This window comes from Streptomyces sp. NPDC041796, from assembly GCF_055590785.1.
The window spans coordinates 18448-37330 of sequence record NZ_JBVJAH010000014.1 but is presented as its reverse complement, the minus strand read 5'-3'; the positions used below and the strand labels follow the sequence as shown (position 1 = coordinate 37330).

The window sequence follows — 18883 nt, the reverse complement described above, 5'->3', positions numbered from 1 at the left end:
ATCTGCGGAAACGCGGTCAGGGGCCGTTTGCGTGCCGGGGCGCGACAGACATACGAGCCGACATGCGAGCCGGTATGCGGCGCCGGTGGCAGCGGGCGGGCTCAGTCGGCGAGGCGGAAGGCCAGTTCCGTCTCCCACCGGGACGGGTCCGGCTCCACACGGGGATCCGTGCGGTAGGACTCGATGCGGCACCCCCACCGCTCGACGCCGTCCACCTCCCGCATGTCCCACTCCAGACCCCGCTCGTCCGCCCACTTCCGCAGCGTGGTGGCCGCCGCGAGCAGCCGGTCGGGATGGCCGACATGGGTGAGCGTCGCATACCGGCCGGCCGGCAGCAGGGCCACGCCGATGTCGCCCTCCGGCTCCGGCAGCGACGGGTGCCCAGCAACCGGAACCCCCGCCTCCACCTCCGACTCGCCCGCCATGTCCACCGTGTTGAAGCGGAAGAACGGCGCGTCGGCGACCTCGAAGCCCCGCGCGGCGAGCCAACCCACCAGCTCCGGCAGCCGGTCGGCGATCCGGCCGAAGCCGTCCATCGTCACCGAGCGGCGCATGAAGACGTACGGCTGCTCGGCGCGCTCCACCACGACCGGTTCGGGGAACGTCATTCGCCCGCGACCGCCTTCACCGCGACCGTCACGGGCACGGAACCGCTGACCAGCTCCAGCGTCAGCCCCGCCGTGGCCGGTGTCTCCACCAGCTCGGCCAGCACCGCCGCCACGTCGTCGCGCGGTACCGGTCCACGCCCGGTCGACGCCTCCAGCCGTACGAGGCCCGTGCCGGCGTCGTTCGTCAGCATGCCGGGCTTCAGGATCGTCCACTCCAGCCCGTGCTTGGCCCGTACGTAGTCGTCCGCGGCGCCCTTCGCCCGCAGGTACGCGTCGAAGACCTCGTCCCCGGCCCGGTCCGCGTCGGCGCCCATCGACGACACGACGAGGTAGCGCCGTACGCCCGCCCGCTCCGCCGCGTCCGCGCACAGCACCGCCGCACCCCGGTCCACGGTCGCCTTGCGCTCGGCACCGCTGCCCGGCCCCGCGCCCGCCGCGAAGACCACCACGTCGGCGCCCGTCAGCACCTCCGAGACCATGTCCACGGTCGCCGACTCCAGGTCCATCACCACCGGTTCGGCGCCCGCCTCCCGCAGGGCGTCCGCCTGGTCGGCATTGCGGATGATGCCCGCGACCTCGTGTCCGCCCGCCGAGAGCAACCGCTCCAGCCGCAGGGCGATCTGACCGTGTCCTCCAGCGATGACAATGCGCATGCTCCCGACCGTACGACGTCGCGGCCCGAAGTGCTCACGGACGGGCGTCCGGCCGCCCCTGACGCGGCAGTTCGAGCGCCGCCGCCGAGTCGCAGTACTCCCGCACCGCGCTGGTCCGCGCCACCACCCGACCGCGGTGCACCACGATCCTGCTGTACGCCAGTGACAGCACGCCCGACAGCCGCTCCCCGCGCACCGCCAGCAGCTCCGCCGGAAACCCCGCCTCCACCCGCACGGCGGGCAGCCCCATCGCCCCCCGCGCGGCCCCGCTCACCGCCCCGTACGCCTCCGTGGACCGCAGCCCGCCCTGGGAGGCCAGCAGGTACGCCGCCTCCAGCGGATCGCCCCGCCCCACCGGGTTGGCCACGTCCCGCAGCGCCCCGCTCCCGGCCGCGACCCGCACCCCCGCCGCCCGCAGCAGCCGCACGGGCGCGACACCCCGTACCTCCGTACCGCCACAGCCTCCCTGCGGCAGGCACACGACCGTCACACCGGCCGCCGCCAGCTGGTCGGCCGCCCGCCCCGCCGCGTCCCCGGGGAGCCGCCCCAGCGCCCCGCACGGCCCGATGGTGACCCCCGGCCGCAGCCCTCCCACCATGGCGGCCAGCCGTGCGAGGCGCGCCGGGTCGTCGCCGTCCGTGTGCAGGTCCACCGGGCAGCCGTGCTCGGCCGCCACCTCCAGCACGGCCTCCGCGTACCCGGCCGGATCAGGGTCCAGATCCGGGCACCCGCCCACCACCCCGGCGCCCATCTTCACCGCGTCTCGCAGCATCGCGAGCCCGTCCGCCCCCGCCACGCCGGTCAGCAGACGCGGCACGGCGACCGCCGTAAGGTCGGCCAGCCCGCGCAGCGAGCGCCGCGCCTGGAGAACCGCCTCCAGCGGGCCGAGCCCCTGGACGTCACCGATGCGAACGTGGGCGCGCAGCGCGGTCGCGCCGTGCCCGAGCTGGAGCAGCGCGGCTTCGGTGGCGCGGCGTTGGACGTCCTCGGTGGCGTACGAGACGGGGCCGGGGCAGTCGGCGCTGAGCGCGGTGTCGGCGTGCCCGTGCGGTTCGGCGGGGGCGGGCAGCAGCAGGTAACCGGCGAGGTCGACGCGGGCGCCGTGGGTGGGCAGGCTGCCCGCGGTGCCCACGGCTTCGATGCGCCCGCCGCTGAGCCGTACGTCGACGGTCCGGCCGTCGGTGAGGCGGGCGCCGCACAGCAGCAGCGCGGTGGTGTCGGCGGTGGCGCCCTCGGGTGGCTGTGGCTGCTGGCTGTCGGAGGACATCGGGCTCCTGGCGGGCTTCGGGGGCTCGGTGGCTCGGGCGCGGCCCCGGAGGGGGGCTGCCGGTTCCGCGGCCGTAGGGGTGCACTGGCGGTGTACTGGCGGTGTACTGGCGCGATCACGCAGCGTGAACCGAGCCTAGGGGCCGTTCGACTGGGCATCGAGGAGGAGCGCAATAGTCGTACCGGCGCGGGGCACGAGTGGCGTACGGGGCTGAGGGGCCGATGCCACGCCGTCGTAGCGGCCGGCTGGTCGGCCCGCGCCGCACGTGCGGGGCGTCTGCGCGAGGCCGTTGGAGCGGCCGGGCGTCTGACTCCGGTCCGGCGAGCCCGGACAGGGCCCGGGAGCACGGCTCGCCCCCGAGGGACCGACGGCGGTCCAGGCGGTCCGTGGCCGATGGTCGGCGCGCGTCTGCGGAGCGGCGGCGACGCGGTTCGCAGGGCGGCGGCGCGGTCACCACGGTGGTGAGGCGGTCGCGGTCCGCAGGGCGGCGACGCGGTCACCACGGCGGTGAGGCGGTCACCACGGCGACGACGCGGGTCCCTGACGGCGGCGACGCGCCCCTGACCGTGGCCACGCGCCCCTGACCGTGGTCGCGCGGGCGCTTGACGGCAGCGACGCGGCCCCGACCCGTGGCCGATGCGGCCCCCGACACGTGCCCGCCCCGCGGGTCCCTGACCGTGGCCGACGCCGCCCCGCGATCAGCACCCACCCCGCACGCCCCCGACCATGCCCGCCCAGCGGCCCCCTGCCCCCTGCCCCCTCCCGCAGCTCCCTGCCCGTGGCCGACGACGTCCCTGCCTGTAGCCGACAAGCGTGCTCGGCAGGGCCTGACAAGCCTGCCTCGCGCGGCCCGGCCGCCGGGTCTCGAAGGGCCCGGCGGCCGGGCGTCGAAGGGTGCAAGCAGCCGCACCCGAAGCGTCCTTCGGGCGTCCGGAGGAGTGGCCGGGGCGTGGCGGGGTAGCCGCCGGGAATCGGATTTGGGCGAACGGCGGCCGACCGTGTAATGTCTTCATCGCTCGCCCCAATAGCTCAGTCGGCAGAGCGTCTCCATGGTAAGGAGAAGGTCTACGGTTCGATTCCGTATTGGGGCTCTGGTGCGGTAGCCCTCACCTTCGGGTGAGGGACTCCGTATCAAAGCGGTGTAGCTCAGTCGGTAGAGCAAGCGGCTCATAATCGCTGTGTCACCGGTTCAAGTCCGGTCACCGCTACACACAGTAGCCGATTGTGGGGTCGGTCCTTCGATCGGCTACTCTTTTATGCGTTCATCCGTCCAACGTCCGTCCAAGGAGCACTCACGTGGCTGCCACCGACGTCCGCCCGAAGATCACGCTGGCCTGCGTGGAGTGCAAGGAGCGGAACTACATCACCAAGAAGAACCGGCGTAACAACCCGGACCGTCTTGAGATGAAGAAGCACTGCCCGCGCTGCAACGCGCACACTGCGCACCGCGAAACGCGCTGAACCAGGCTCGTACACGAGGCCGTCCCCGTCAGGGGGCGGCCTCGTGTCGTTTGTTCGAAAGACACACCCAGGAGGTAGCGAGTACATGGCGCTCGATCAGTCCTTCGTGGGGCGGACCTATCCGCCCACCGCGCCGTACGAGGTAGGCCGGGAAAAGATCCGCGAATTCGCCGAGGCGATCGGGGACTCGAACCCGGCGTACACCGACACGGAGGCCGCCAAGGCGCTCGGTCACTCCGAGGTGATCGCGCCGCCGACCTTTGTGTTCGCCATCACGTTCCGGGCGGCCGGCGAGGTGATCGCGGATCCTCAGCTGGGTCTGGACTACAGCCGCGTGGTGCACGGCGACCAAAAGTTCGCGTACACCCGTCCGGTGCGGGCGGGGGACCGGCTGACGGTCACCTCGACCATCGAGGCGATCAAGTCGCTCGCCGGCAACGACATTGTCGACATCCGCGGTGAGGTCCACGACGAGGCCGGGGAGCACGTGGTGACGGCGTGGACGAAGCTCGTCGCCCGTGCGGCGGCAGAGGAGGCGTGAGGCGATGACCGCGAAGATCGCATTCGACGAGGTCGAGGTCGGCACCGAGCTGCCGGCGCAGAGTTTTCCCGTGACGCGCGCCACGCTGGTGCGGTACGCGGGCGCCTCGGGTGACTTCAACCCGATCCACTGGAACGAGAAGTTCGCCAAGGAGGTCGGGCTGCCGGACGTCATCGCGCACGGCATGTTCACCATGGCCGAGGCGATCCGGGTGGTGACCGACTGGACGGGTGACCCCGGAGCGGTCGTCGAGTACGGGGTGCGGTTCACCAAGCCGGTCGTCGTGCCGAACGACGAGACGGGCGCCCTGATCGAGGTCAGCGGCAAGGTCGCCGCGAAGCTGGACGACAACCGGGTCCGCGTGGACCTGACGGCCATGAGCGCCGGCCAGAAGGTGCTGGGCATGTCTCGCGCGGTGGTACAGCTCGCCTGACGCCGCCGCCGCCCCGGCCGGCCGGGCCGCGCCGGGCCGCGCCGCGCCGCCCCGGCCGGGCCGGTCCGGGCCGCGCCTTCCGCCGCCCGGCCGCCCGGCCGACGGCGCCGCGCCGCCCCGGCCGGGCCGGTCCGGGCCGCGCCTTCCGCCGCCCGGGCGCCCGGCCGCCCGGCCGACGGTCACCGGCTCCGTGCCGGTCATGGTGGGCCCGGTGGGTGGGGGCGTCGTGCGGCGGCCCGTAGTCTTGGGCCCGTGCAGGAAATCCATGACGCTCCCCTCGCCCCGCTGACCACCTTCCGGCTCGGCGGGCCCGCCGGCCGGCTCGTCACGGCCACGACCGACGACGAGGTCGTCGCCGCCGTACGTGAGGCGGACGAGGCCGGGACCCCGCTGCTGATCATCGGTGGCGGGTCCAACCTGGTGATCGGCGACAAGGGCTTCGACGGCACCGCCCTGCGCATCGCCACCCGGGGCTTCGCCCTGGAGGGCACGTCGCTGGAGCTGGCCGCGGGTGAGGTCTGGACGGACGCCGTGGCCCGCACGGTGGAGGCCGGACTGGCCGGTATCGAGTGCCTGGCCGGTATCCCCGGTTCGGCGGGCGCCACGCCGATCCAGAACGTGGGGGCGTACGGCCAGGAGGTGTCGGCCACCATCACGGAGGTCGTGGCGTACGACCGCCGAACCGGCGAGACGGTGACCATCCCGAACGCCGCCTGCGACTTCTCGTACCGCCACAGCCGCTTCAAGGCCGAACCCGACCGGTTCGTCGTGCTGCGCGTCCGCTTCGAGCTGGAGGACGCGCAGGGCATGAGCGCGCCCATCAAGTACGCCGAGACGGCCCGCGCGCTCGGCGTGGAGCCCGGCGACCGCGTCCCGGCCGCCACCGCCCGCGAGACGGTGCTGAAGCTCCGCGCGGGCAAGGGCATGGTCCTGGACCCCGAGGACCACGACACGTGGTCGGCGGGGTCGTTCTTCACCAACCCGATCCTGGAGCGGGAGCAGTACGAGGAGTTCCTCGGCCGTGTCCGTGACCGGCTCGGCCCCGACGTCACCCCGCCCGCCTTCCCGGCCGGCGACGACGGCCGGGTCAAGACCTCGGCGGCCTGGCTGATCGACAAGGCCGGGTTCACCAAGGGGTACGGCACCGGCCCCGCCCGTATCTCCACCAAGCACACCCTGGCCCTCACCAACCGCGGCGAGGCCACCACCGAGGACCTCCTGGCCCTCGCACGCGAGGTCGTCGCGGGCGTACGGGACGCCTTCGGCGTCACGCTGGTCAACGAGCCCGTGACGGTCGGCGTCAGCCTCTGAGCCCCGAGGACCGGTAGTACGCGGCCGCCACCCGCCGCTCGCCCGAACCTAGGCCGCCCAGTCGTCGACGCCCGCCAGCAGCTTCGCCTTGACGTCCTCGGGCGCCGCCGAACCGCGTACCGACTGGCGGGCCAGCTCCGCCAGCTCCTGGTCGGTGAAACCGTGGTGCACGCGCGCGATCTCGTACTGCGCCGCCAGCCTCGACCCGAACAACAGCGGGTCGTCCGCCCCGAGGGCCATCGGCACCCCGGCGTCGTACAGCGTCCGCAACGGGACGTCCTCGGGCTTCTCGTACACGCCCAGCGCCACGTTCGACGCCGGGCACACCTCGCACGTGACGCCCTTCTCGGCCAGCCGCCGCAGCAGCCGCGGGTCCTCGGCCGCCCGCACCCCGTGGCCGATACGCGCCGCCCGCAGGTCGTCCAGGCAGTCCCGTACGGACGCGGGCCCGGTCAGCTCGCCGCCGTGCGGCGCAGCCAGCAGCCCGCCCTCCCGCGCGATCGCGAACGCCCGGTCGAAATCGCGCGCCATACCGCGCCGCTCGTCGTTCGACAGCCCGAACCCGACCACCCCCCGGTCCGCGAACCGGACGGCGAGGCGGGCGAGCGTACGGGCGTCCAGCGGGTGCTTCATCCGGTTCGCAGCCACCAGGACCCGCATGCCCAGGCCGGTCTCGCGCGACGCCGCCTCCACCGCGTCCAGGATGATCTCCAGCGCCGGGATCAGACCCCCCAGCCGAGGGGCGTACGACGTCGGGTCCACCTGGATCTCCAGCCACCCCGACCCGTCCCTGACGTCCTCCTCGGCCGTCTCGCGCACCAGCCGCCGGATGTCCTCCGGCTCACGCAGGCAGGACCGGGCGATGTCGTACAGCCGCTGGAAGCGGAACCAGCCCCGCTCGTCGGTCGCCCGCAGCTTCGGCGGTTCCCCGCCCGTCAGCGCCTCGGGCAGATGGACGCCGTACTTGTCGGCGAGCTCCAGCAGGGTCGCGGGCCGCATCGACCCGGTGAAGTGCAGGTGCAGATGGGCCTTGGGCAACAACCGCAGATCTCGAACGTGCTCCATCTGGGGATCTTGCCAAACCGGAACCCCGGGCGGGAGGCCCTTTCACCGATCGGGTGCCCGCGGGAACGGAAAAGCGGGCCCCCGACCGGGAGCCCGCTTGTCACCTCCGAAAATCCGGAGGCCGTCAGTCGCGCGCTTCCGCCAGCAGCTTCTGCATCCGCGACACACCCTCGACCAGGTCCTGGTCGCCCAGCGCGTACGACAGCCGCAGGTAGCCCGGAGTACCGAACGCCTCACCCGGCACGACCGCCACCTCGGCCTCGTCCAGGATCAGCGCCGCCAGCTCGACGGAGGTCTGCGGGCGCTTGCCGCGGATCTCCTTGCCCAGCAGCCCCTTCACCGACGGGTATGCGTAGAAGGCGCCCTCCGGAGTCGGGCAGTAGACGCCCTCGATCTCGTTGAGCATCCGCACCATGGTCTGGCGGCGGCGGTCGAACGCGGCCCGCATCTCCGCCACCGCGTCCAGACTCCCGGAGACGGCGGCCAGCGCGGCGACCTGTGCGACGTTCGACACGTTCGACGTGGCGTGCGACTGGAGGTTCGTCGCGGCCTTGACCACGTCCTTCGGGCCGATGATCCACCCCACGCGCCAGCCGGTCATGGCGTAGGTCTTGGCGACACCGTTGACGACGATGCACTTGTCCCGCAGCTCGGGCAGGATCGCCGGCAGCGAGGTGAACTTCGCGCCGCCGTAGACCAGGTGCTCGTAGATCTCGTCTGTCATGACCCACAGGCCGTGCTCGACGGCCCAGCGGCCGATCGCCTCGGCGTCGGCCTCGGTGTAGACGGCGCCCGTCGGGTTGGACGGGGAGACGAAGAGGACGACCTTGGTCTTCTCCGTACGGGCCGCCTCCAGCTGCTCCACGGACACCCGGTAGCCGGTGGTCTCGTCGGCGACGACCTCCACCGGGACACCACCGGCGAGGCGGATCGACTCGGGGTACGTCGTCCAGTACGGGGCCGGGACGATGACCTCGTCACCCGGGTCCAGGATGGCGGCGAACGCCTCGTAGATCGCCTGCTTGCCGCCGTTGGTCACCAGGACCTGGGAGGCGTCGACCTCGTACCCGGAGTCCCGCAGCGTCTTCGCGGCGATGGCGGCCTTCAGCTCGGGCAGGCCGCCGGCCGGCGTGTAGCGGTGGTACTTCGGGTTGCGGCAGGCCTCGACCGCGGCCTCGACGATGTAGTCGGGCGTCGGGAAGTCGGGCTCACCCGCGCCGAAGCCGATCACCGGTCGCCCGGCGGCCTTGAGGGCCTTGGCCTTGGCGTCGACGGCGAGGGTCGCGGACTCGGAGATCGCGCCGACTCGGGCGGAGACCCGGCGCTCGGTGGGAGGGGTTGCAGCGCTCATGCGGCCCATCGTCCCAGACCGGGAAAGAGCGCGGCACACAGGTTTCACCGTGCGGACAGGGGCCGGACAGCGGGTGCGCGGGCCGTGTCAGGAGCTATCTGTTCGACGCGGCGCCGCTGACCACGTACACTCTCTGCTCGTTGGCCCTCACCGACCACCTCTGCGGATGCGGTAGGTTGGGGGAGAACGACATAGGGTCGTAGCTCAATTGGTAGAGCACCGGTCTCCAAAACCGGCGGTTGGGGGTTCAAGTCCCTCCGGCCCTGCTACACACACCGCCAGGTTGTGTGCGCAGGTATGTACTTCATTGCACCGCCGTGCGGCTCCACCCGGGCGCGGCACGGCCGACCCGGAATCAGGTGAGAGACGTGACGGATGCCGTAGGCTCCATCGACATGCCTGATGCCGAGGACGAAGCACAGGAGTCGAAGAAGAAGAGCCGCAAGGGCGGCAAGCGCGGAAAGAAGGGCCCGCTGGGCCGTCTCGCGCTCTTCTACCGTCAGATTGTCGCCGAGCTGCGCAAGGTCGTCTGGCCGACTCGCAGCCAGCTGACGACGTACACGACCGTCGTTATCGTCTTCGTCGTCATCATGATCGGTCTGGTGACCGTGATTGACCTTGGCTTCCAGGAAGCAGTCAAGTACGTCTTCGGCTGATTCCCGCGGAGGGCGCCCACCCGGCGCCCCTTTTCGCATGTTCCACCCCATCTGTATCCAGGAAGAAGCAGCCACCGTGTCTGACCCGAACCTGAACGAGTCCGCCCAGGACGAGCTCGACGTCGTCGAGGCGGCCGACGAGGACCAGGCGGATGCTGCGGACGCCGCTGTCGGCGAGGCCGCCGAGGAGGCCGCGCTCCACGTCGAGGACGAGGACGCGGACGAGGAGCTCGCCGAGGTCGAGGCCGAGGCCGACGAGACCGTCGAGGACGAGGCCGCCGCTGACGAGGTCGAGGCCGAGGCCGAGGAGGAGCCCGAGGCTCCGGTCGACCCGATCGCCGCGCTCCGCGACGAGCTGCGCGGTCTGCCCGGCGAGTGGTACGTGATCCACACCTACGCGGGCTACGAGAAGCGCGTGAAGGCCAACCTGGAGCAGCGCGCCGTCTCGCTCAACGTCGAGGACTTCATCTACCAGGCCGAGGTGCCCGAGGAAGAGATCGTCCAGATCAAGAACGGCGAGCGCAAGAACGTCCGGCAGAACAAGCTGCCCGGTTACGTTCTGGTCCGCATGGATCTGACGAACGAGTCCTGGGGCGTCGTCCGCAACACCCCCGGCGTCACCGGCTTCGTGGGCAACGCCTACGACCCGTACCCGCTGACCCTGGACGAGATCGTCAAGATGCTCGCCCCGGAGGCCGAGGAGAAGGCCGCCCGTGAGGCCGCCGAGGCCGAGGGCAAGCCGGCTCCGGCCCGCAAGGTCGAGGTTCAGGTCCTGGACTTCGAGGTCGGCGACTCGGTCACCGTCACCGACGGTCCGTTCGCGACGCTGCAGGCCACGATCAACGAGATCAACGCCGACTCGAAGAAGGTCAAGGGCCTCGTCGAGATCTTCGGCCGCGAGACCCCGGTCGAGCTGAGCTTCGACCAGATCCAGAAGAACTAACCTCCACAGGTTTCCGAACAGGTCAGACCGGGTCTCGCGCCCGTTCTGACCTGCTCGGTTTTTGGCCGCGCATGGATACCCGTTATCGTTGTGCGGTATGCCTCCATCCGGATGACGTCGGATGGTGGCTGGAAACTCTCACTAGGACCCGGAGAGAGCAATGCCTCCCAAGAAGAAGAAGGTCACGGGGCTTATCAAGCTCCAGATCCAGGCCGGTGCGGCCAACCCGGCTCCGCCGGTCGGCCCCGCCCTGGGTCAGCACGGCGTCAACATCATGGAGTTCTGCAAGGCCTACAACGCCGCGACCGAGTCGCAGCGTGGCATGGTCGTGCCGGTGGAGATCACGGTCTACGAGGACCGTTCCTTCACCTTCATCACCAAGACTCCGCCGGCCGCCAAGCTGATCCTCAAGGCCGCGGGTGTGGACAAGGGCTCCGGCGAGCCGCACAAGACCAAGGTCGCCAAGCTCACGAGCGCCCAGGTCCGCGAGATCGCCTCGGTCAAGCTGCCCGACCTGAACGCCAACGACCTGGACGCCGCCGAGAAGATCATCGCCGGCACCGCCCGTTCCATGGGCATCACGGTCGAGGGCTGAGCAGCCCCCGTCTGACCTGTGGGAGGGCCACGCGCTGGCCCGGACCACAACTCCACACCTGAACCACACCAGGAGAAGCAGTGAAGCGCAGCAAGGCACTCCGCGGCGCGGACGCCAAGGTCGACCGGGAGCGTAACTACGCCCCCCTCGAGGCCGTCCGTCTCGCCAAGGACACCGCCGCCACCAAGTTCGACGGCACCGTCGAGGTCGCCTTCCGCCTGGGCGTTGACCCGCGCAAGGCCGACCAGATGGTCCGTGGCACCGTGAACCTTCCGCACGGCACCGGTAAGACCGCCCGGGTCCTGGTCTTCGCGACCGGTGACCGTGCTGCGGCCGCGGAAGCCGCGGGCGCCGACATCGTCGGCTCCGACGAACTGATCGACGAGATCTCCAAGGGCAACCGCCTGAACGAGTTCGACGCGGTCGTCGCCACCCCGGACCTCATGGGCAAGGTCGGCCGCCTCGGCCGCGTCCTCGGCCCGCGTGGTCTGATGCCGAACCCGAAGACCGGCACCGTCACCATGGATGTCGCGAAGGCTGTCAACGACATCAAGGGCGGCAAGATCGAGTTCCGCGTCGACAAGCACTCGAACCTGCACTTCATCATCGGCAAGGTTTCCTTCGACGAGACGAAGCTGGTCGAGAACTACGCGGCGGCGCTGGAGGAGATCCTCCGTCTGAAGCCGTCCGCCGCGAAGGGCCGCTACATCAAGAAGGCGACCCTTTCCACCACGATGGGCCCCGGCATCCCGCTGGACGCCAACCGCACCCGCAACCTCCTCGTCGAGGAGGACCCGGCCGCCGTCTGAATCTGACGGCAGTCGCGGGTCACGCGTGCTGAACCGGCCCCCGCAGCTCTTCGGAGCGGCGGGGGCCGGTTTTATTTTCGGCGACGTTGTCAGAGGGCTGCGTTAGGGTCGTTTCTCGTATTCATAGGGGAACGCAGGGGTGGGGGACACACGCATGTCCGTACGCAAGCGCGCGGGAATCACGCTGGTAGCGGTGACGGTGCTGGTCGGTGCCGTCGGCTGTCAGGGCGGGGACGAGGGGGACAAGAAGGCCACGGGGGTGCCCGAGCTGCAGTCCCGGGACGCCGTGACCAAGGTCGTCCAGGCGGCCTACAAGAAGACGGCGGAGGCCAAGACGGCCAAGGTCCGGATGACGATGGCCATGTCCGGATCGGCCGACGTCGCCGGGACCATGGAGATGTCGGGCGTCATGGGGTGGGACCCCACGCTCATGGACATGACCATGAAGATGCCCAAGGGGATGGCGGGCGCGGATGCGGACATGCCCGAGCAGCTCCGTGTGAAGTGGCTCGACGACGCCATGTACATGGACCTGGGCGCCAAGGCCGCCAAGGAGATGGACGGCAAGCGCTGGATGAAGATGGACCTCGGCGCGATGGCCGAGGCGTCCGGTGACAAGCAGCTCCAGAAGCAGATGACGCGCGGCCTGGAGGACATGAACCAGTCCCCGGCCCAGCAGCTCGCCCTGCTCCTGGACTCGCCCAACCTCAAGCACGTCGGATCCGAGAAGGTCGACGGCGTGGATGCCGAGCACTACAAGGGCACCCTGACCTTCCAGGACATGGTGAAGTCCAACAAGTCGCTCGACGTGCTCACGGAGAAGGAGCGCAAGGAGCTGGTCGACCAGGCCGAGAAGTCGGGGATCAAGGGCTACGACACCGAGGTCTGGGTCGACGGGGACGGCTTCCCCGTCAAGATGGACATCGGCATGACCATGCCCCAGGGCACCGTGAAGGTCACCGCCCACTACTCCGACTACGGGGTCAAGGCCGCCGTGGTGGCCCCGCCGGCCGCGGAGACGTTCGACTTCATGAAGATGATGGAGGAGCTCGGCGCGGCCGGAGCCGGCACGGGCGCCGCCGACCCGGAAAGCGGTATCTGACCGTCCCCGTCCACCCCGGGCACCGACGTCCGCCACCGGACGGCCGCCCGGCCCGGCACGGGGCGCCCAGCCGCCCGCGCCGGGCGACGGCGGTGCCCGGGCCGGGCCCGGGGGCGGCCGGGCGGGCGCTCGTCGGCTCCCCGGGCGTCAGGGGCCCTGAAGCCCGCCCCCGCCGGGCCTGGCCCCGCTTGGGCGGGCTACGGCCTGAACCAGGCCTGCGGCAGGGCGCGGCCGCGGCAGAGCCGGCCCGGCGGGCTGCGGGCGCTGCCGGGCTCGGGCGGTGACAGACCTCTGGCAGTGCGCGCCCCGCGCAGCGCCCGCCGGGCGGGCCACGGGAGCTTCCCGGGCTCGGGCGGTGCCCCGAGAGGACGGATCGCCGAGCCGGGCAAGGCTGGCCCGGCAGGCTACGGCCGGTGCCTGGCCTTCAGCAGTGCGCGGCCGCGCAGCGCCCGCCCGGCGGGCCACGGGAGCTTCCCGGGCTTGGGCGGCGCCCCCGACAGGCCGGATCACCCGAGCCGCGCAGGGCCGGCCCGGCGGGGACGGGCGGTGCCTGGCCTCGGGCGGTGCGCGGACGCGCAGAGCCGGCCCGGCGGGCTGCGGGCACTGCCGGGCTCGGGCGGTGCCCGGCCGAGGGCGGATCACCCGAGTCGCGTAGCGCCGACCCCCGGCAGGGACGGGCGGTGACCGGCGGGGGACGGATCACCCGAGTGGGTCGATTTGCTTGACGTCGGGGCGGTCCCGTACTCTTCCACAGAAGCCAAAGACCGCTGGTCGTTGCTGCGCTCGTAAGAGTCGCGGCGGCCGAAGGATCCGCTAGCTGCGGACGACCCGCGCAGGTGACTGTGGATGTAACTCCCGGATGTCGCTCTTTCCTGAGCGCAGTCGGTCGAGTCACGCCCCGTGCGCCTGCGCCGGGGCGTTTCGTTTTGCCCAGTCTCCTTCCTTCAGCCCATGCGGTCCGAATCACCCGGAAGGAGGCCGAGGCTCATGGCGAGGCCCGACAAGTCTGCTGCGGTTGCCGAGCTGACGGACAAGTTCCGCAGCTCGAACGCCGCCGTGCTGACCGAGTACCGCGGTCTCACCGTGGCACAGCTCAAGCAGCTGCGCCGTTCGCTCGGTGAGAACGCCCAGTACGCCGTGGTGAAGAACACGCTGACCAAGATTGCGGCCAACGAGGCCGGGATCACCTCGCTCGACGACCAGTTCGCTGGTCCGACGGCGGTTGCCTTCATCACCGGTGACCCGGTGACGTCGGCGAAGGGTCTTCGTGACTTCGCCAAGGAGAACCCCAACCTGATCATCAAGGGCGGTGTCCTTGACGGCAAGGCGCTGTCCGCCGATGAGATCAAGAAGCTTGCGGACCTCGAGTCCCGCGAGGTTCTGCTCGCCAAGCTGGCGGGCGCCATGAAGGGCAAGCAGTCCCAGGCTGCCGCGCTCTTCCAGGCGCTTCCCTCGAAGCTCGTCCGCACCGTGGACGCGCTCCGTGCCAAGCAGGCCGAGCAGGGCGGTGCCGAGTAATTCGGCTCGCGCATTGATCGTGGCCCCCTGGGGCGACGGTCGCAGCGGGCCCAACGTACGCCCGCCTCACATGTACACCCGGCACCAGCCGATTTAGTGGAAGGACCGCCATCATGGCGAAGCTGTCTCAGGAAGACCTGCTCGCGCAGTTCGAGGAGATGACCCTCATCGAGCTCGCCGCGTTCGTTTCGGCGTTCGAGGAGAAGTTCGACGTCACCGCCGCCGCCCCCGTGGCCGTTGCCGCCGCCGGTGGCGCCGGTGCCGGTGCCGCCGAGGCCGTCGAGGAGAAGGACGAGTTCGACGTCATCCTCACCGGCGCCGGTGACAAGAAGATCCAGGTCATCAAGGTCGTGCGTGAGCTGACCTCCCTGGGCCTGAAGGAGGCCAAGGACCTCGTCGACGGCACCCCGAAGCCGGTCCTCGAGAAGGTCGCCAAGGACGCCGCGGAGAAGGCTGCCGAGTCCCTCAAGGCTGCCGGCGCCTCCGTCGAGGTCAAGTAACACCTCGCGAGTCTCCTGACTCGCTCAGCGCCCCTCACAGGGCGTTTCGAAGGGCGATCACCCATCCGGGTGGTCGCCCTTCCGCGTTGTCGGAACGCCTGCCTTGCGCTGGGCCCGGCGCGGAGTATGGTGATCTTCGCCGTGCGCCCCACATGGCCCCACACGGCTGGGGGCCTTGACGAACCGCACGCCGCGCGCAATTCTCAGGACGCGCCGTCACACGATCCGGATCCGAGGCATGGATCGACGGCCGAACGGGCAGTATCGATGTGCGCCAACGGCGCGAGGTGCCGCGGAGTTGAGAACAACGAGGGTCGCGATTTACTCGCCCTGGACATCAGTGGGCCAAGTGGCTACACTGACCCTTTGCGCTGCCTGTTAGCTGCCCCCTGCCCGTCACCAGGGGCATCCCCTCGCAAGAGCACAGTTGACCGAATGCCCTGACCAGGCCTTTTGGCTGAAATCAGGAAGTCTGTCTCCGTGTCCGGCGTGGGACCGGTACGCGCGTAGTGAGTCCGAGCCCTCGGAAGGACCCCCTCTTGGCCGCCTCGCGCAACGCCTCGACCGCGAATACGAACAACGGCGCAAGCACTGCCCCGCTGCGCATCTCCTTTGCAAAGATCAAGGAGCCCCTCGAGGTTCCGAACCTCCTCGCGCTGCAGACCGAGAGCTTTGACTGGCTGCTCGGCAACGCCGCGTGGAAGGCTCGTGTCGAGGCGGCTCTGGAATCCGGACAGGACGTCCCCACCAAGTCCGGTCTGGAGGAGATCTTCGAGGAGATCTCGCCGATCGAGGACTTCTCCGGGTCGATGTCGCTGACTTTCCGCGACCACCGCTTCGAGCCCCCGAAGAACTCGATCGACGAGTGCAAGGAGCGCGACTTCACGTACGCCGCGCCGCTCTTCGTCACGGCCGAGTTCACCAACAACGAGACCGGCGAGATCAAGTCCCAGACGGTCTTCATGGGCGACTTCCCGCTCATGACCAACAAGGGCACCTTCGTCATCAACGGCACCGAGCGTGTCGTGGTGTCGCAGCTCGTCCGCTCGCCGGGTGTCTACTTCGACTCCTCCATCGACAAGACGTCCGACAAGGACATCTTCTCCGCCAAGATCATCCCGTCCCGGGGTGCCTGGCTGGAGATGGAGATCGACAAGCGCGACATGGTCGGTGTCCGCATCGACCGCAAGCGCAAGCAGTCCGTGACCGTCCTCCTCAAGGCGCTCGGCTGGACCACCGAGCAGATCCTGCAGGAGTTCGGCGAGTACGAGTCCATGCGCGCCACCCTGGAGAAGGACCACACCCAGGGCCAGGACGACGCGCTGCTCGACATCTACCGCAAGCTGCGCCCGGGCGAGCCGCCGACGCGTGAGGCCGCTCAGACGCTGCTCGAGAACCTCTACTTCAACCCCAAGCGCTACGACCTCGCCAAGGTCGGCCGCTACAAGGTGAACAAGAAGCTCGGCGCCGACGAGCCGCTGGACGCCGGTGTGCTCACCACCGACGACATCATCGCCACCATCAAGTACCTGGTGAAGCTCCACGCGGGCGAGACCGAGACGGTCGGCGAGAACGGCACGCAGATCGTCGTCGAGACCGACGACATCGACCACTTCGGCAACCGCCGTCTGCGCAACGTCGGCGAGCTCATCCAGAACCAGGTCCGTACGGGTCTGGCGAGGATGGAGCGCGTCGTGCGTGAGCGCATGACGACCCAGGACGTCGAGGCGATCACGCCGCAGACCCTGATCAACATCCGGCCGGTCGTCGCCTCCATCAAGGAGTTCTTCGGCACCAGCCAGCTGTCGCAGTTCATGGACCAGAACAACCCGCTGTCCGGGCTGACGCACAAGCGTCGTCTGTCCGCGCTCGGCCCGGGTGGTCTGTCCCGTGAGCGGGCCGGCTTCGAGGTCCGTGACGTGCACCCGTCCCACTACGGACGCATGTGCCCGATCGAGACGCCCGAAGGCCCGAACATCGGTCTGATCGGTTCGCTCGCCTCGTACGGCCGCGTCAACGCGTTCGGCTTCGTCGAGACGCCGTACCGCAAGGTCGTCGAGGGCCAGGTCACCGACGAGGTCGACTACCTGACCGCCGACGAAGAGGACCGCTTCGTCATCGCCCAGGCCAACGCGCCGCTGACCGACGAGCTCCGGTTCGCCGAGAACCGCGTGCTGGTCCGCCGTCGTGGCGGCGAGGTCGACTACGTCGCGCCCGACGACGTGGACTACATGGACGTCTCGCCGCGCCAGATGGTGTCGGTCGCGACCGCCATGATCCCGTTCCTCGAGCACGACGACGCCAACCGTGCCCTCATGGGCGCGAACATGATGCGCCAGGCCGTTCCGCTCATCAAGGCGGAGGCGCCGCTGGTCGGCACCGGCATGGAGTACCGCTGTGCCACCGACGCCGGCGACGTCATCAAGGCCGAGAAGGACGGTGTGATCCAGGAGGTCTCGGCCGACTACATCACCGTCGCCAACGACGACGGCACGTACACCACGTACCGCGTCGCCAAGTTCTCCCGCTCCAACCAGGGCACCTCGGTCAACCAGAAGGTCATCGTCTCCGAGGGTGACCGCGTGATCGAGGGCCAGGTCCTCGCCGACGGCCCCGCCACCGAGAACGGTGAGATGGCGCTCGGCAAGAACCTGCTGGTCGCGTTCATGCCGTGGGAGGGTCACAACTACGAGGACGCGATCATCCTGTCGCAGCGCCTCGTGCAGGACGACGTCCTCTCCTCGATCCACATCGAGGAGCACGAGGTCGACGCCCGTGACACCAAGCTCGGCCCGGAGGAGATCACCCGGGACATCCCGAACGTCTCCGAGGAGGTCCTCGCCGACCTCGACGAGCGCGGCATCATCCGTATCGGTGCCGAGGTCGTCGCCGGCGACATCCTCGTCGGCAAGGTCACGCCCAAGGGTGAGACCGAGCTGACCCCGGAGGAGCGCCTGCTCCGCGCGATCTTCGGTGAGAAGGCCCGTGAGGTCCGTGACACCTCGCTGAAGGTGCCGCACGGCGAGACCGGCAAGGTCATCGGCGTCCGCGTCTTCGACCGCGAGGAGGGCGACGAGCTTCCCCCCGGTGTGAACCAGCTGGTGCGCGTGTACGTCGCGCAGAAGCGCAAGATCACCGACGGTGACAAGCTCGCCGGCCGTCACGGCAACAAGGGCGTCATCTCCAAGATCCTGCCGATCGAGGACATGCCGTTCCTGGAGGACGGCACCCCGGTCGACATCATCCTCAACCCGCTGGGTGTCCCGTCCCGAATGAACCCGGGACAGGTCCTGGAGATCCACCTCGGCTGGCTCGCCAGCCGCGGCTGGGACGTCTCCGGCCTCGCGGACGAGTGGGCGCAGCGCCTGCAGGCCATCGGCGCCGACCAGGTCGAGCCCGGTACCAACGTCGCCACCCCCGTCTTCGACGGTGCCCGTGAGGACGAGCTGGCCGGTCTGCTGCAGCACACCATCCCGAACCGCGACGGTGACCGGATGGTGCTGCCCACCGGCAAGGCCCGGCTGTTCGACGGCCGCTCCGGCGAGCCGTTCCCGGACCCGATCTCGGTCGGTTACATGTACATCCTCAAGCTCCACCACCTGGTCGACGACAAGCTGCACGCGCGTTCGACCGGCCCGTACTCGATGATCACCCAGCAGCCGCTGGGTGGTAAGGCTCAGTTCGGTGGCCAGCGCTTCGGTGAGATGGAGGTGTGGGCGCTGGAGGCTTACGGCGCCGCGTACGCCCTCCAGGAGCTGCTGACGATCAAGTCCGACGACGTGACCGGCCGCGTGAAGGTCTACGAGGCCATCGTCAAGGGCGAGAACATCCCCGAGCCCGGCATCCCCGAGTCCTTCAAGGTGCTCATCAAGGAGATGCAGTCCCTGTGCCTCAACGTGGAGGTGCTGTCCTCGGACGGCATGTCCATCGAGATGCGCGACACCGACGAGGACGTCTTCCGCGCTGCGGAGGAGCTCGGCATCGACCTGTCCCGGCGCGAGCCGAGCAGCGTCGAAGAGGTCTGACGGGTCTGGTCGGGGCCTCCTCGTGAGGCCCCGGCCCTGCCCCGG

The 18883-nt window shown here is 70.1% G+C and carries 17 protein-coding genes and 3 tRNA genes; 15 read left to right on the top strand and 5 right to left on the bottom strand.

The window, feature by feature from the left end; genetic code table 11:
- Positions 1-101 precede the first annotated feature (101 nt).
- Genes ACZ6C1_RS26485 through ACZ6C1_RS26475 form a run of 3 tightly spaced genes read right to left on the bottom strand, consistent with a single transcriptional unit; the run spans position 102 to position 2528 of the window.
- Positions 102-608: a GyrI-like domain-containing protein gene (locus ACZ6C1_RS26485; RefSeq protein ID WP_469243885.1), complete on the bottom strand. Its 507-nt coding sequence runs from the start codon at positions 606-608 to the stop codon at positions 102-104.
- Positions 605-1261 carry an SDR family oxidoreductase gene (locus tag ACZ6C1_RS26480; RefSeq protein ID WP_469243883.1) on the bottom strand — a complete coding sequence of 219 codons (657 nt, stop codon included), beginning with the start codon at positions 1259-1261 and terminating at the stop codon, positions 605-607. The genes ACZ6C1_RS26485 and ACZ6C1_RS26480 overlap by 4 nt, the downstream gene beginning before the upstream one ends.
- A 34-nt stretch (positions 1262-1295) precedes the next feature.
- Positions 1296-2528 (bottom strand): amidohydrolase family protein, encoded by a 1233-nt coding sequence (locus ACZ6C1_RS26475; RefSeq protein WP_469243881.1) that lies wholly within the window; start codon positions 2526-2528, stop codon positions 1296-1298.
- A 1018-nt stretch (positions 2529-3546) separates the two neighbouring features.
- On the opposite strand from ACZ6C1_RS26475, the gene ACZ6C1_RS26470 reads away from it, so the two are divergent.
- The 6 genes from ACZ6C1_RS26470 (at position 3547) to ACZ6C1_RS26445 (ending at position 6274) form a co-directional block, all read left to right on the top strand.
- Positions 3547-3619: transfer RNA gene (locus ACZ6C1_RS26470), tRNA-Thr, on the top strand.
- A gap of 44 nt (positions 3620-3663) precedes the next feature.
- Positions 3664-3736 (top strand) — tRNA-Met (locus tag ACZ6C1_RS26465).
- An 88-nt stretch (positions 3737-3824) separates the two neighbouring features.
- Positions 3825-3989 (top strand): 50S ribosomal protein L33, encoded by a 165-nt coding sequence (gene rpmG / locus ACZ6C1_RS26460; protein WP_003948671.1) that lies wholly within the window; start codon positions 3825-3827, stop codon positions 3987-3989.
- Between the two features lie 85 nt (positions 3990-4074).
- The gene (locus tag ACZ6C1_RS26455) at positions 4075-4530 is read left to right on the top strand and encodes an FAS1-like dehydratase domain-containing protein (RefSeq protein WP_469243879.1); all 456 of its coding nucleotides are present in this window, start codon (positions 4075-4077) and stop codon (positions 4528-4530) included.
- Positions 4531-4534: 4 nt separating this feature from the next.
- Positions 4535-4963, top strand: coding sequence for a MaoC family dehydratase (locus ACZ6C1_RS26450; RefSeq protein ID WP_469243877.1), 429 nt, complete (start codon positions 4535-4537; stop codon positions 4961-4963).
- A gap of 252 nt (positions 4964-5215) precedes the next feature.
- Positions 5216-6274: a UDP-N-acetylmuramate dehydrogenase gene (locus ACZ6C1_RS26445; protein ID WP_469243875.1), complete on the top strand. Its 1059-nt coding sequence runs from the start codon at positions 5216-5218 to the stop codon at positions 6272-6274.
- A 48-nt stretch (positions 6275-6322) separates the two neighbouring features.
- Here the strand turns inward: ACZ6C1_RS26445 and ACZ6C1_RS26440 are convergent, their stop codons facing one another.
- Both ACZ6C1_RS26440 and ACZ6C1_RS26435 read right to left on the bottom strand, forming a co-directional pair.
- Positions 6323-7339: an adenosine deaminase gene (locus ACZ6C1_RS26440; protein ID WP_469243873.1), complete on the bottom strand. Its 1017-nt coding sequence runs from the start codon at positions 7337-7339 to the stop codon at positions 6323-6325.
- A gap of 124 nt (positions 7340-7463) precedes the next feature.
- Positions 7464-8690: a pyridoxal phosphate-dependent aminotransferase gene (locus tag ACZ6C1_RS26435; RefSeq protein WP_469243872.1), complete on the bottom strand. Its 1227-nt coding sequence runs from the start codon at positions 8688-8690 to the stop codon at positions 7464-7466.
- 193 nt (positions 8691-8883) lie between these two features.
- On the opposite strand from ACZ6C1_RS26435, the gene ACZ6C1_RS26430 reads away from it, so the two are divergent.
- From ACZ6C1_RS26430 to rpoB, 9 genes are all read left to right on the top strand, one after another.
- Positions 8884-8956 (top strand) — tRNA-Trp (locus ACZ6C1_RS26430).
- 102 nt (positions 8957-9058) lie between these two features.
- Complete coding sequence (gene secE, locus ACZ6C1_RS26425; protein ID WP_073753440.1) at positions 9059-9346, top strand: preprotein translocase subunit SecE; 288 nt, start codon at positions 9059-9061, stop codon at positions 9344-9346.
- Between the two features lie 76 nt (positions 9347-9422).
- Positions 9423-10289 carry a transcription termination/antitermination protein NusG gene (gene nusG / locus ACZ6C1_RS26420; RefSeq protein WP_469243869.1) on the top strand — a complete coding sequence of 289 codons (867 nt, stop codon included), beginning with the start codon at positions 9423-9425 and terminating at the stop codon, positions 10287-10289.
- 160 nt (positions 10290-10449) lie between these two features.
- A complete protein-coding gene (rplK, locus tag ACZ6C1_RS26415; RefSeq protein WP_064069966.1) occupies positions 10450-10884 on the top strand; it encodes a 50S ribosomal protein L11 in 435 nt (144 codons plus the stop codon).
- Between the two features lie 80 nt (positions 10885-10964).
- The gene (rplA, locus tag ACZ6C1_RS26410) at positions 10965-11693 is read left to right on the top strand and encodes a 50S ribosomal protein L1 (protein WP_084897868.1); all 729 of its coding nucleotides are present in this window, start codon (positions 10965-10967) and stop codon (positions 11691-11693) included.
- 154 nt (positions 11694-11847) lie between these two features.
- The gene (locus ACZ6C1_RS26405) at positions 11848-12795 is read left to right on the top strand and encodes an SCO4651 family lipoprotein (protein WP_469243867.1); all 948 of its coding nucleotides are present in this window, start codon (positions 11848-11850) and stop codon (positions 12793-12795) included.
- A 987-nt stretch (positions 12796-13782) separates the two neighbouring features.
- The gene (gene rplJ / locus ACZ6C1_RS26400; RefSeq protein ID WP_064069963.1) at positions 13783-14313 is read left to right on the top strand and encodes a 50S ribosomal protein L10; all 531 of its coding nucleotides are present in this window, start codon (positions 13783-13785) and stop codon (positions 14311-14313) included.
- 113 nt (positions 14314-14426) lie between these two features.
- Positions 14427-14813, top strand: coding sequence for a 50S ribosomal protein L7/L12 (rplL, locus tag ACZ6C1_RS26395; RefSeq protein ID WP_064069962.1), 387 nt, complete (start codon positions 14427-14429; stop codon positions 14811-14813).
- 539 nt (positions 14814-15352) lie between these two features.
- Positions 15353-18838, top strand: a complete 3486-nt coding sequence (gene rpoB, locus ACZ6C1_RS26390; RefSeq protein ID WP_469243864.1) for a DNA-directed RNA polymerase subunit beta — start codon at positions 15353-15355, stop codon at positions 18836-18838.
- Positions 18839-18883: the final 45 nt, after the last annotated feature.

Bases quoted from the DNA above. Each gene is read 5' to 3' on its own strand.
- ACZ6C1_RS26485 (WP_469243885.1), bottom strand. From the start codon at position 608: ATGACGTTCCCCGAACCGGTCGTGGTGGAGCGCGCCGAGCAGCCGTAC.
- ACZ6C1_RS26480 (WP_469243883.1), bottom strand. From the start codon at position 1,261: ATGCGCATTGTCATCGCTGGAGGACACGGTCAGATCGCCCTGCGGCTG.
- ACZ6C1_RS26475 (WP_469243881.1), bottom strand. From the start codon at position 2,528: ATGTCCTCCGACAGCCAGCAGCCACAGCCACCCGAGGGCGCCACCGCC.
- ACZ6C1_RS26455 (WP_469243879.1), top strand. From the start codon at position 4,075: ATGGCGCTCGATCAGTCCTTCGTGGGGCGGACCTATCCGCCCACCGCG.
- ACZ6C1_RS26450 (WP_469243877.1), top strand. From the start codon at position 4,535: ATGACCGCGAAGATCGCATTCGACGAGGTCGAGGTCGGCACCGAGCTG.
- ACZ6C1_RS26440 (WP_469243873.1), bottom strand. From the start codon at position 7,339: ATGGAGCACGTTCGAGATCTGCGGTTGTTGCCCAAGGCCCATCTGCAC.
- ACZ6C1_RS26435 (WP_469243872.1), bottom strand. From the start codon at position 8,690: ATGAGCGCTGCAACCCCTCCCACCGAGCGCCGGGTCTCCGCCCGAGTC.
- rplK (WP_064069966.1), top strand. From the start codon at position 10,450: ATGCCTCCCAAGAAGAAGAAGGTCACGGGGCTTATCAAGCTCCAGATC.
- ACZ6C1_RS26405 (WP_469243867.1), top strand. From the start codon at position 11,848: ATGTCCGTACGCAAGCGCGCGGGAATCACGCTGGTAGCGGTGACGGTG.
- rplJ (WP_064069963.1), top strand. From the start codon at position 13,783: ATGGCGAGGCCCGACAAGTCTGCTGCGGTTGCCGAGCTGACGGACAAG.
- rplL (WP_064069962.1), top strand. From the start codon at position 14,427: ATGGCGAAGCTGTCTCAGGAAGACCTGCTCGCGCAGTTCGAGGAGATG.